Raw genomic sequence first — 13367 nt, 5'->3', positions numbered from 1 at the left:
GCATTGAAATGACTTCAATCGTTTTTTAAGATAAAATAAATATACTTGTATATAATTGGATTTTAGAAAGGAGCACCATGGAAACCAAACACTATCAATATATTACAGAACAAATAGAACATTATTCTTCTAAGCCCTTAAGGGAAGCTATATTTTTTGTTATTAAAAATGCGATCATCGAAGGGGTATTTTTACCAGGAGATCGTTTAACGGAAGATGATATCGCCCAACAATTCAATTGTAGCCGTACACCGGTTCGTGAAGCTTTGAGGAAATTAGAACAGGAAAATTTGCTTCAGGTGAAACCTGGTATAGGTATGGTCATATCCAATGTGGATATTGGACTTTTGCAGCAAGAATTGGAAATCAGGAAAATGCTCGAAAACTATTCGATACAAAAAGCATGTGAAGGAATTACGGAAGAGGAATTAAAAAAATTGGAATGGGCAACGGATAAACTGCAAGGGGCAATTAATAGTAATGACCGAATAGCGGCTAGTCGTGCAAACATTGAATTTCACCGCTTATTATATTCCTACTCGAGAAATACCTTTCTCCAAAAGACTACTGATTCATTATGGCTTTCTTTAAGAATTTCCTTTTTGTCGGCCCGTAATGAAGATGTTACAATGGTTGATAAAGGCTGGTATGAGGATCGGAACAACGAGCACTTACAGTTAATCCATGCAATTCGTGACAAAGATGTAGAAAAAGCAATAAAGGTCAATACAATCCATATCCAAAAAAGTCATGATTATTACCTTGATTACATAAAACGTATATCTGAATAAAATTAACATTAATAAAAGGGTGCCTATTTGCGATATTCAGTCCGCAATTGTAGGAACCCTTTTATTTTATGCCACATTTAAAGACCCTCAGGCAGTATACGATCGATTCGCGTGATATTCCAACCTTCTCTCGCTTATTCCGGCCATCCGCGCGATATTTCGTCCAGTATTACTCATGTCATTCATTGGTTTGCATTATGAATCCAAATGCAGTTTCACTTTCAGGAAGTCTTCTGGCGTGTCAATGTCAACTCCCCACATCGGATTATCAAAAGAAACTGTTTCAGTCACCCGGGCATATTTCCTGAGGATTTTTTTACCACCTTGATCACCTTCTATTGAATGGAATTCATTGAGGATCACTGCATCCACTAGTATCGGATGTCCTAAGTCTCCTTTATATTTCGGTTGTACGATCCGTATTCCTTCATCTTTACATGCTGTATATTTTTGAATTAAAGCTTGTATGATGTCAGGGGAAATGAGCGGCTGATCCGCAAGGAAGATCATGACTGCATCCACATGTTCTTTGATGGATTGAACTCCAAGTTTTAAGGAGGTGGACATTCCATCTGCATACTTCGGATTATGAATAATCTTCAATTCTGGAAAATCAGCACAATGTTGACGCATTTCTTCTATATATTTACCGGCAACCAAGAAGATGGGCTGCATGGAACTGCCAAGGATAGGATGAATGACATGACGAAAAAGAGGTTGGCCCCGTAAAGGAAGTAACAGTTTAGGTTCTCCCATTCGAATGGACATGCCTGCCGCAAGTATGATTGCGCCTATTTTAGGCATGAATCTTCACTTTACCATGCAAGGGTGCAGGAATTCTTCCATTCCTTACAGCCATAAGTTCTGACACAATACTTAGTGCAACTTCTTCCATCGTTTCAGCACCGAGGTCCAAACCAATTGGTGAGTGAATTGGACCGCTGTTGAAGTCTTCTCCAATGGTATTGAGCATTTCCGTTGTACGGGAGATTGGGCCAAGCACACCAATATATCGTGGGTCACTTTTTAAAGCCACTTGTAAGGTTTTCTCATCTAAAGACTGGACATGATTCATGACTACCCACCATGATCCAGTGAATTCACAAGGATTTATTTCCTCTGGGCATTTTTGCAAATTCGAACCCAAAGGAAACAGACGATCATTATTGAAATCTTTACGTGAGTCCAATACCGTTACGGAAAACCCAGCTTTTGCCGCCAAATCAACAACTGGTACAGCATCTCTGCCAGCCCCAGCGATTATCAAATGCTCACTAGGCTTTATAGCATCAATTAAAAACCGGTTTCCCTCCAGGTTCACCATTTCCGCACGAGTTTGTGTATCCATCACCATTCTTGCTTTTTCAATGACTTCAGAAGGCACATTCTCATGATTTCCAATGAGGTTACCATATTTATCGATGATTAACCCTTTACCGGTGGAGACATCCAATATCAATGTGAATTTTTGACCTTTCTGGACAATTTGATTGGTCATGATCCAGAATTCGTCATCTGGCTCAATAGGAAGGATAAATATATCCAATTTACCTTTGCATCCGATTCCCAATCCCCAAATTTCATTCTCGCTTAAGTCATATTGGTGTGTAAGGAAAGTGTTGGTTTCCATAGCTTTTTCCGCCCAGCCATATAAATCGTTTTCCAAACATCCGCCACTTATCGTGCCAAACATCTTGCCGTCCGATGCCATCATCATTTTTGCACCTGGAAGTCTGTATGCAGAACCTTTTACACCTATCTGCATGACCATAGCTGCTTTTTCGTGCCGCTCCCATGCTGAATTTATATTTTCCAATACATCCTTTAGTTCTTGTAACCTTGACATACTTAACCCCCTCTTGAAATCTGATATTCACATATTTGGAAGCAGAAAAAAGGGAGACAAATAGAAAATGCCCATTTGTCTCTCCCCCATTATTCATTTTCAGTAATTTAAATCAGATCACCTAATATCCTTTTCTGACTAAGAAAACACTTAAGATTAGGGAGAGGGCAACAAAACATAAAAGAGCAATAAACCCACCATTATATGAACCCCTCATTTGACTGAATAATCCGACAACCATAGGTCCTAGAGCTGCAATTAAATAAGATACACAGCCGAAAACCCCACTGATGCTCCCCATTACCTCCGGTGATGCGACACGGTGAAGCATGGTCATGGTAAGGGCAGCTGGCATAAACAAAAGACCTATCAGTAAAATGCTCAATACGGCCGCAACTGTGCTGTCAGTAGTGAAAAGGGAGAAAAGCATGAAAACGATGATAAGCCCGCATGCCCCGCATACAAAAACAGCCCTTTTCATGAATCGATCAGAGAGAAACCCAGCAACCATTTGTACAACAATCGCTAATGCAAAACCCCCGGCATTTATTACAGCGGAATTTACAAAAGCTATCCCTTTTTCTTCCGTTAAATAGCTTGGTAAAAAGGTGGAAATTCCATAGTAGGCAATGGAAATGCAAGAATAAACAATCGTTAAGATCCAGAACATCGGACTCGTAAGAACCGCTTTTACATTCCCCTTATTTGCGGCAGGAGTTTTCCCCTCTTTTTGATTACTTTGAATATAGTTTAATTCCATTGAATTAACTGCATAATGCTTAGCCGGATTATCTCTTGTCATGATCACAAATATAATCAAGCATACGACCGATAATGCTGCAAGTATAAAGTAACTTTCCCTCCAGCCGTATGTAGACGCTATGATGGCTATTAGCGGAAGCCCGATAACTGGCCCTATCGCATTCCCGTTATACCATGTTGTTTGTGCTTTTGCTTGTTCATTCTGCGGGAACCAGCTTGAGGTCAATTTCAGTGCCATTGGATACAGGACACCTTCTCCGATTCCCAATATGGCCCTGGACCATAAGATTGCACTAATGGAATCGGCCATTCCACCTAAAACCATCGCAAATGCCCATAGAGTGATCCCAATGAGACCGCTGCGTAGTGCACCAATCCTATCAACGATGAAACCCCAAGCTAATTGACCAAAAGCATAAGTCACTAAAAATATGCTGCTAAGTGTTCCTTTCACTAAGTTTCCATCAATGCCCAAATCAGTAAGAAAAGGCTTATTTGCCAGTAAAATATTTATATTTGCCTTATCCATCATGGAAACAGTGAAAAGAATGAGCAAAGGAAAAGCCGTAAAGAACCAACGAGTGTTCGTCATTTTCCCCGATGGAACTTGCAGTTGTGGATTTAAATTATTCAAGAAAATCAGCCCCTATTCATGAAATGTTCGTAACGAGTGTAATCCCCTATTTACACCTTCCATTTTCATGCTCGTCTGTCATTCTGTCATGGCATAGGGTAATATCCATCAACAATGAATCCTGAATCGCTAAAATGAATCCTTTTAACCTACTTCGATTTTATACTGTTTCCTTTCCGCTTCCTTAATCCAATTACGGAGTTTACTAGGGCTAATGGGCAATAGATTGATCATGATTTCTAATGGATCGAGCGCATCAACGACAGCATTCGCTATCGCTGCAGGCGGCGAAATGGCTCCACCTTCACCTACTCCCTTGATACCAAGTGGATTTCTGGTGGAGAGGAATTCTTGATGGGACTTTTCAACAGTCGGGATCTCCATGGATGTCGGCAATAAATAATCCATATAAGATCCAGTCAACAGTTGACCTTTCTCATCGTAAACGATTTCTTCATATAGGGCCGCACCAATTCCCTGGGCTATGCCACCCTGAACCTGACCATCCACGATCATTGGATTGATGACCTTTCCTGCGTCATGGACCACACTATAGCCCTTCAACTCGACAAAACCTGTTTTCTTATCCACCTCCACCATGGCAATGTGGACGGACGATGAAAAAGTAACAGTCGGCGGAACGAAGTAATGTGTGACTTGCAGGCCTGGTTCCATTCCTGCAGGCACCTTGCATCTGTTTCCTGGACGTGCCGCTTCCGCAATTTCCTTATAGGTCACACATTTTTCAGGTTGGGTCTTAACAAATGCTTTACCATTCTCCATTTGTAAATCAGAGGATTTCACTTCAAGCATGGCAGCTGCGACAACCAATACTTTTTCCCTTAACTTTGCTGAAGCAATTTGAATGGCAGATCCAGCATTTACTGCACTCCGGCTTGCGTACGTCCCGGCACCAAAGGCTAAGTTCGCTGTATCCCCGACCCTTATAGTAATTTCATTGGGGCTAAGCATTAATTCATCCGCACAGATTTGGGAGAATACCGTTTCGTGTCCCTGCCCCTGTGGGGATGCTCCAAGATATGCCACAACTTGACCGGAACCATCAATCGTGACATAGGCGCTTTCGAATGGACCAGCACCGGTTCCTTCTACATAAGTTGAAATGCCGACACCGACAAGCTTTCCTTGCTTTTTCCACTTTTTTTGCTGCTCTCTAAAGCCTTCGTAATCAACCATTTTCAACCCTTGATCCAGTGCTGCAGGATAATCCCCGCTATCATAAATCAGCTGTGCTCCATCTTTAACCAAAATCCCTTGGTCATAAGGCATATCCTCCGCTTGAATCATGTTCTTTCGCATAACTTCCACCGGATCCATTTTCAACTTTCTAGCGACCATATCGATAATTCGATCCATTACGAAAACGACCTCTGGTCTCCCCGCTCCCCTGAATGGAACATTCGGTGTTTTGTTCGTTAAGACAATCTGGCAAGTAGAATCATAGTTTGGAATCTTATATGCCCCCCTTAGATGGTAGGCACTATTGTAGGCGCATGTTAAACCAAAATAATTAACAGCGCCACTATCTATAATGAAATGATCTTTAATTCCTAAAATAGTGCCATCCCGATTATAAGCAACCTCAACATCATGGATTTGATCCCTTGAATGGCGGGCACTTGTCATATGTTCAAGGCGGTCTTCAATCCATTTTACAGGTCTATTCATTAACTTGGATAAATATGGAACCATGATTTCTTCTGGGTGAACCCCACCCTTTGGTCCGAAGCCTCCACCTACGTCGGGTGCTGTCACCCTGATTTGCTGTTCAACCAAATCCAATGATCTAGCTATATAAGTTCTAATCTCAAAAGGGAGCTGGGTGGAAGAATAAACATGTAATTGATTGGTTCGGTTTTCATAGGTTGAAACGACCCCCCTCGTTTCGAGCGGGTTGGAAGAAACTCTAGGCGTTTTGATTCTTGCCTTTAGAATATGATTTGCATCCTTAAGCGACTGTACGGCATTTCCTGTCGTAACATGAAAATTTGACTGGATGTTACTCTGTAAGTGTTCTTGAATCAATGGTGCGCCTTTTTCCAATGATTTGAATGGATCAACAACCACTGGTAATGTTTCATATTTCACTTTTATTAAATCTGCTGCATCTTCAGCCACATACCGGTTTTCTGCAACTACGACTGCAATTGGTTGCCCTACATACATCACCTTATTCTTGGCCAGGACATCTTCATAACAAAAATGGATAGTAGGATTGATCGCTTCCACTAGATTGGGAGGCAAAGCACAATGGGATTCAAATTGGACAAGAGGCTTTATTTTTCCATCTATATCCTTTCCGGTGAGGATTGCATGTACACCTTCCAATGCCTGAGCTTCGCTGATATCAATCCCTATGATGGTGGCATGTGCATGCGTGCTGCGGACAAAGACTGCTTCAACCATATTTGCCATTCGGATATCTCCCACGAATTGCCCTGTACCTGTAACCAAACGATAGTCTTCCTTCCGTTTAATACTTTGGCCAACGTATTTCGTCATGCCTCATCCCTCCTTAATTGGACACCGTCTGGGCAGCCTGCTTGACAGCTTTAATAATGTTTGAGTAGCCTGTGCATCGACATAAATTTCCTGATATGCATTTTCTTATTTCTTCTTCACTCGGATTTGAATTTTCTTCCAGGAAACTTGAAAGCGTCATCAAAAAACCTGGTGTACAAAATCCGCACTGCAGGGCATGATTGTCAGAAAATGCTTGCTGTAAGTGACTAAGTTCCCCATTCTCTTGGATCAGTGACTCCACAGTCTTGACTTCACATCCATCCGCTTGGACTGCAAGCATTAAACATGAGCGGACTGGATCACCATTAACCTGGATTGTACAAGCACCGCAAACTCCGTGTTCACAGCCAATATGTGTTCCAGTAAGTAACAGGTTCTCCCTGATAAAATCCGATAATAGCAATCTAGGATCTACTTCCCTCGAAATATCTTGTCCGTTAACTTTTAGGTGTATCTTAATTCCCTCCATCACATCACCCTGCCCCCTTGTGCACGATCGGTCGCTTGCTTTAAGGCCCGGATGACCATCGTACCAGATAGTTCCCTTCTATATTCGGCAGTACCATGGAGATCCGATTCAGGTTCGACCAACTCCATGGTTAAATCACCCGCTTCGTTAAAAATTTCCTCAGTAGGTTCCTTTCCAACTAAAAGCCTCTCCACATCCTCTAAAAGTGTGGGAACGGAGTTCACTCCACCAATAGCTAATTTAACATCAGAAAATCTGCCATCTTCACATAAATCCACTACTGCAGCCACCTCAACCAAACCAAAATCCCCATGCCTTCTGGCCACTTCAACAAATGCCGATCCACAAGTCGGTTTTATCCTCGGGAACCGAATCTCTTTAACCAATTGATCCGGCTGCAAGGATGTTAGCATATAGGTAAGGAAGAAATCTTCAGGGCTCACTATTTCTTCGCCATTTACATCGACAATGACAATTTCACCTCTTAATGCGGTTAAAACGCATGGTAGCTCCGCAGATGGATCCCCATGGGCAATACTGCCACCAACCGTTCCCCTATTGCGAATTTGTTCATGGCCTACCCACCGGATCGCTTCCGATAGCAATGGACACTTTCCCTTAACCAATTCAGATTTTTCTATTTCCGTGTGTTTCGTCAAAGTTCCGATAACCAGTGATTCACCATCTTCCTTTATATAGCTCAACCCTTCAGCCCTACCTATATCAATAAGGTATTTAGGTGTTGAAAGTCTCATATTCAATAATGGGATCAAACTTTGACCACCGGATAAAACTTTCGCATCTTCTCCGTATTCCGATAAATAGTGGACCGCTTCTTCCATGCTCGAAGGTCGAAGGTAATTAAACTTAGCTGGTTTGATAGGAACCCCTCCATTCTTATTTCACCTTTCAAATTGGTTTGAATGACCGCATCAAATTCTTTGATGTGTTTTTAACTGTTTCTCCATATCCTTAAAGAATTTACCTGCCATGAATTTTGCAATACCACCAATGACCCTGCTTCCCACACCAGCGATCATTCCACCTATATCTGCGTTACATTCCCAAATTAATTGGCATCCCTCACCATCAGGAACGATATTACAGGCCATTACCGCAGAAACAAAACCCGGCTTCCCGCTGCCTTCAGCATTTAAGACATACTGATAAGGCACTTCCAAATCCCTCAACTTAACCTTTCCCGTATAGTCACCTTTTACAGCTGCAACACCAAGCTTTAGTTCAACATCGTATTCGCCATCTGCAACTAATGACAGATCTTGACATCCTGGTATGGCATTCTTTAGTAATTTCGGATTATGCATGGCTTCCCAAATCACTTCTGTACTAAAATCAAAGTTTATTTTTCCCGATATCTCCAATTCATTCAGCCTCCATACGTACAAATTTTTGTTATAACCCGTTTGTTTCTTGAAAAGATTAACAACTTAAGATGCATACATGTATACATCTTAAATTAAATTTTTAGAACCAAAGGACGCCCTTTAATAATATTAATATTCAGAATTATTTGTCAACTACTTTTTTCTTTTGTTGCTAAATATCTCACTTTTATCCAACCGTACAAGGCAATGGTGAAGTCCCCCGCTTGCCCATTGCCTTGTAAATGCTTTCTACGGTTTTAATTTGTCCAGTAAGTTTATCAACTGCGAAGGGGGAATGCTGATGATTGGCTGAACTATAGATTATAGTGAATAAAAGTTTCGGATATATAGACTCCTGGAGTTCAATATTCCTGATTATGTAAGTTCAAAGGGCTCAGATAATTGCTTTCGGAACACTTTTTGATGATCAAATGAAATACGATTACGCATCAAAACGTTCTAGCAATTCAATAATCACTTTATAGGTCGAGGATGTATCCATATAGGCATATCGGCCTTTTCCGTTAAAAAAGTTCCCTGTCTGTATGACCGGGTACCCCATTTCTTCCAACATCCTCATTTTATCCTCCATGTCTTCTACGACAAACGAGATATGGTGAACTCCCTCTCCATATGTTTCAAGATGATCTTTCCACGTGCTAGGTGATTCGCCCGGCTCGATCAATTCAATCTGAATTAACGGAGTATCGATAAACATATATCTTGATTTTCCTTCAGTGGGCTGCCCTTTGTAAATCACATTTGTAATTTCGGTGGGACCCGAATGAATGATGGGAGGTTTTTCAATACCCAACAACTCACAATATGCATCTGCAGCCGCATCCAGATCTTTCACAACCAGTGCAAGTTGTTCCACTTTGTTTGTCCCTAATAGCGGCTGAACTCTTGCATCTTCAGGTCTTTCCCATTCCGTTTGTCTTGGTTCTGCACTTTCAAGCAGTTCAACTAAGGTTTTGTGATCATCCAGTGTATCCACATATACATATCTGCCGTCACTTGAAGTGAATTCGCCCGTTTGCAAAACCGGGTATCCACTTTTCTCCATGATTGGCAGTCTCTTTTGGATAGAGTCAACATCAAAAGCAATATGGTGGATCCCTTCGCCCACTTCATCCAGGAACTCACGCATCGTTCCTGGATTTTTATCCGGTTCTATTAGTTCAAATTGCACGGTTGGTGTATTCAGAAAAGCCAGTTTAGATTTTGATTCCGTCGGCACACCTCTAAAAGTGACTTTCGAAACAGAACTGTCCCCAGTTAAAAATGGTTCTGCCTTCTTAATGCCCAGCAGTTTTGTGAAAGCTAGGTTAGCAGCTTCAATATCTTTTACAACAAATGCGAGTTGATTAATATTCCTATTGCCCAATAGTGATTCAGCCATAATTATTAAGCTACTTCCCATAGTTTATTTTGTTATAAACTCATCCCAGTCCGCGAACTGACAATCCCCCATCACTGGAAATGACTTCTCCGGTAATTGCACGCGCTTCGTCCGATGCTAACAGGACATAAGCAGCTACATGATCTTCGGGCATCTGGGCAAGCTGAAGTGGGTTTCTTTTTTTTATGCTTTTGGCCTTCGTATCATTATCCACGATTTTCACGAATGGACTTAGAGGAGGAATGACGGATAATGCTGTCAGTGTACCACCAGGCGCAACAGCATTCACCCTAATATTCGGAGCGAGTTCAAAGGCAAGTTGGCGCATCAACCCTATTTGAGCATGCTTGCTTGCTGTGTACCAAACCCCGCCGCCATCAGGATAGAAACTAGCACCGGATACGGTGAAAATAATATTGCCATTCGATTTTTGCAGTTCTTTAAGAGCGGCTTTCGCACCGAAGAAAGATCCTTTTACGTTGATATCGAGCAGAAAATCATATGCATCGGAAAGTGCCTCGGGAGTTACGTCGGCAAATTTAGCAAATCCATCAAAGACTCCTGCATTGGCAACGAAAACATCCAGCTTTCCAAATTGCTTGACAGTGGCCTGTACAGCCCTCTCATTGTCTTCATATTTACTTACATCACCTTGGTTAATGAGAATCTCTTCACCAAATTCTTCTTTCATTTTCTTTAGCGTTTCTATCGAGCGGCCGATAATGCTGACTTTTGCCCCTTCTTGTATAAAACGTCTAGTGACAGCCTCTCCTATACCTGAATTGCCTCCGGTAATCAACACTACTTTATCCTTTAACGCCATTGCCATTGTAACCAGCCTCCTTGTTTTTCTCTTTTATCCAAGTCCATATTATACGAAGATAGCAAGATTCCTGGTATTTATCGTTGTTTGGTCAACAATGAATATCCGTTTGGAAAGTTTCCATTTACCTTCTTCGAATATGAATTCGTCATTTCGTTCCCCCGAAATCAAATCGTGTTGAATATCCGTGCTTCGGCTTCGATAGATAAGCAGATAACTCTTAACGACTGCCTTTTCACCTTCTACAAAATCTTTAACGCGTACATTAGAGACAAAACGCCGTGTTCTTGATGGTGGTATTTCCGCCCAGGCATAATCTGTTTTCAATCGATCCACGCGCAGCTTCAGCAGCTCAATATCATCATTAAATGTAAACATGTCAGTTGAATAATCCGGGCGTTCCACCCCTTCTTTATTAACACGAACAGGCATTTGATAACGCAAGCTGGTGTGCATTAGATCGAACCAATCATCAAATTCAATATCATCCAATAATTGTGCTTCATCATACAACCACTGTTCAAATTCACATATAAGCAACATTTTCTCCACGTTCATTTCCGTTCCCCCTCCCAGTTATTATTTCGTCATTAATTCCAGCCAGTACTTGTAAAAATTCCGTTGGCTCGCTTCTGTAAATTTATCATCGTAAGCAATACCCGGTCCAATAAAATCAACAGGATCACGATGTAGTCCCATGGTATAATTATAGGTTAAGTTCTTAAGGAAAGGCATTGGACCTTGGGCTGCTTCAGTAATATCAGTAAACACTTCAGTATCATCCTGTTCGAAAATACCGGATGGGCTAAAGGTCAATATAAACGAATCTCTTGATCTATCTTTCCAATCTTGGGAGGCGTTCTTTTCCACGAGCATCCAAGCGATCACTTCCATTTTATTGTGACCGATTGGACGCCACATTCTAATTGAAGTGTTGGAGATGAACTGGTCTTTGATTTTTGTATGGGATATTAAAAAGGATAAGTTGGGGAAAACGTTTCCAATCATATTCTTTAAGTTTGATAACACTTCATATTGTTCTTCAGTCAGGTTACTTTTAAATTCATCTTTCAATTCTTCAGGGAAAGCGAAGTCAGGGTTAGGTGTCCCTAAGTTTAGTCCATGTCCATTATCCATATGGATTTGAAAACCACGCTTTGAATAGGTAGCATTGGGCACCATCCCCAGTTTTGCGATGGAGCCGTGCGTGACCATCGTGTGATAGGAATCACCAGCAAAGTTATCGGAACCCACTTTCCAGTTGGAATTAACGACGAATCTTTGAGGGACGCCGATAACTTCCATTTCTGCACGACCTACAAGTAAGTCCAAATACCATTTAATATCTCCAAGAAACTCTTCAAGCGGCTCTGCATCTTCATTCCAAGTTCCAAATAAAAGACCTTTATAAGATTCAAGCTTCACTTTATGAAGGCCCATTTCTGAACGGTCAAGGGTGCCCCCATAAATGTCCTTTTGTAATGGTACCCCCACGAGCTCACCTGTGTTTTTAAAATTAAATCCATGATAGGGACATGTAAATAAAGACTTGTTCCCTTTATCTGCACGGCATAGTTTCATTCCGCGATGGGTGCACATATTATAAAACGCCCTGATTTCCCCTTCAGCATCACGAGTAATGATGAGCGAGTAGCCAGCAAGGTCACGGGTCATGAAGTCTCCTTTGTTGGGAACTTCAGATTCATGACCGACAAAAACCCATGTTTTCAAAAACACTTTTTCATGTTCTATATCATAAACCTTTTGATCTCCAAGGAGGTATACAGGTATAACGCCTTCCTCTGGTTTAACGGTTTCATTCAAATAGTTGACAACTTGCTGTTTTGACATTTCTTCTAAGGATTTATCAGTTTTAAGCATACTTAATCTCTCCCTTCCATAAACTTGACCAATAATTCATTACCCGATTTGAACGCTCTTTTCCTTGTTTTGCAGAGTAGACAAAACACTTAATGCGGCTAGATAACTCGTTTTCGGATTATTTGGCATCGGATCATTTTCCACTTCAAGCTTTAGTTTCCCGAATGAACCTGACGCTTCAATTAAGTGGTTGTTTTTAAACACTTTTGGATCGGCAATGATTTTCACTTTAGTCTTTTCAGATCCAAGACCAGCCAAAGATAGCACAATCGCGACATTAATGTTTCTCGGAAACTGTTTGATCGCTTCTGCAGCCGATCCTTCGAATAAAACCGTTTCTTCTTCCACTGAAGAACCTGTGGGCAATGCGTTTGGCGGTTTTCTCGTAGTGATGCAAACAGAATCGAGGCCATTCACCGCTTTTGCTGCTTTAAGGACATCGAGACCTCCAATCGCACCAGATGGAAGGAAAATATTCACTTTATTTTTTTTGCAAATCTGGTTTGATTGTTCTTCGAAGGCAGCATTCGCCATCACGCCTATACTGCTTAACAAGAGATTTCTCCCGCTTTTAAGCACTTTCAATGAGTACTCTTCAGCAGCTTCAATCGTTGCAGCCTCTATGACTAAATCTACATCCGATTTAAGGAGTTCGTCGACATCACTATATGGCTGTGTCCTGAAATCTTCAGCCAGTTGAGCTGCGATTTCTTCACGGCGGGCATAAATCGAAACGATTTTCCCACCTGGAAGAAGTCCGTCGTTATTAATTGCCTGAAGCAGAAATTTCCCGATATTGCCGCACCCGATTAAGCCTAACTTCATATAGT

The 13367-nt window shown here is 41.4% G+C and carries 13 protein-coding genes; 1 reads left to right on the top strand and 12 read right to left on the bottom strand.

Going from position 1 to position 13367, the window contains the following annotated elements:
• Positions 1–77 precede the first annotated feature (77 nt).
• Positions 78–791: a GntR family transcriptional regulator gene (locus QUF78_RS12495; protein WP_289316575.1), complete on the top strand. Its 714-nt coding sequence runs from the start codon at positions 78–80 to the stop codon at positions 789–791.
• 195 nt (positions 792–986) lie between these two features.
• Here the strand turns inward: QUF78_RS12495 and QUF78_RS12490 are convergent, their stop codons facing one another.
• The 12 genes from QUF78_RS12490 to nadX all read right to left on the bottom strand — a co-directional run bounded on the left by QUF78_RS12490 (position 987) and on the right by nadX (position 13362).
• On the bottom strand, positions 987–1595 hold the full coding sequence (locus tag QUF78_RS12490) for a nucleotidyltransferase family protein (RefSeq protein ID WP_289324904.1): 609 nt from the start codon (positions 1593–1595) through the stop codon (positions 987–989).
• Entirely contained in the window at positions 1588–2637 is a 1050-nt protein-coding gene (locus tag QUF78_RS12485) for an XdhC family protein (RefSeq protein ID WP_289324903.1), read from the bottom strand. Before QUF78_RS12485 ends, QUF78_RS12490 begins: the two co-directional genes overlap by 8 nt.
• A gap of 121 nt (positions 2638–2758) precedes the next feature.
• Complete coding sequence (locus QUF78_RS12480) at positions 2759–4033, bottom strand: MFS transporter (protein ID WP_289324902.1); 1275 nt, start codon at positions 4031–4033, stop codon at positions 2759–2761.
• A 144-nt stretch (positions 4034–4177) separates the two neighbouring features.
• Positions 4178–6556, bottom strand: a complete 2379-nt coding sequence (locus QUF78_RS12475; protein ID WP_289324901.1) for a xanthine dehydrogenase family protein molybdopterin-binding subunit — start codon at positions 6554–6556, stop codon at positions 4178–4180.
• Between the two features lie 13 nt (positions 6557–6569).
• Positions 6570–7046, bottom strand: a complete 477-nt coding sequence (locus tag QUF78_RS12470) for a (2Fe-2S)-binding protein (protein WP_289327303.1) — start codon at positions 7044–7046, stop codon at positions 6570–6572.
• Positions 7046–7927, bottom strand: a complete 882-nt coding sequence (locus tag QUF78_RS12465; RefSeq protein WP_289327302.1) for an FAD binding domain-containing protein — start codon at positions 7925–7927, stop codon at positions 7046–7048. Before QUF78_RS12465 ends, QUF78_RS12470 begins: the two co-directional genes overlap by 1 nt.
• A gap of 51 nt (positions 7928–7978) precedes the next feature.
• Complete coding sequence (locus QUF78_RS12460; protein ID WP_289324900.1) at positions 7979–8428, bottom strand: SRPBCC family protein; 450 nt, start codon at positions 8426–8428, stop codon at positions 7979–7981.
• A gap of 445 nt (positions 8429–8873) precedes the next feature.
• Entirely contained in the window at positions 8874–9854 is a 981-nt protein-coding gene (locus tag QUF78_RS12455) for a VOC family protein (RefSeq protein ID WP_289324899.1), read from the bottom strand.
• A gap of 19 nt (positions 9855–9873) precedes the next feature.
• Entirely contained in the window at positions 9874–10662 is a 789-nt protein-coding gene (locus QUF78_RS12450) for an SDR family NAD(P)-dependent oxidoreductase (protein ID WP_289324898.1), read from the bottom strand.
• A gap of 42 nt (positions 10663–10704) precedes the next feature.
• Positions 10705–11214: an aromatic-ring-hydroxylating dioxygenase subunit beta gene (locus tag QUF78_RS12445; protein ID WP_289324897.1), complete on the bottom strand. Its 510-nt coding sequence runs from the start codon at positions 11212–11214 to the stop codon at positions 10705–10707.
• Positions 11215–11235: 21 nt separating this feature from the next.
• Complete coding sequence (locus QUF78_RS12440; protein ID WP_289324896.1) at positions 11236–12537, bottom strand: aromatic ring-hydroxylating oxygenase subunit alpha; 1302 nt, start codon at positions 12535–12537, stop codon at positions 11236–11238.
• 39 nt (positions 12538–12576) lie between these two features.
• Positions 12577–13362, bottom strand: coding sequence for an aspartate dehydrogenase (gene nadX / locus QUF78_RS12435; protein WP_289324895.1), 786 nt, complete (start codon positions 13360–13362; stop codon positions 12577–12579).
• Between the last annotated feature and the right edge of the window lie 5 nt (positions 13363–13367).

Origin of the sequence: Peribacillus sp. ACCC06369, assembly GCF_030348945.1 — a bacterium.
GTDB lineage: Bacteria > Bacillota > Bacilli > Bacillales > DSM-1321 > Peribacillus.
Note: the sequence above shows the minus strand (reverse complement) of the source record. Positions and strands in the feature narration are given on the sequence as shown.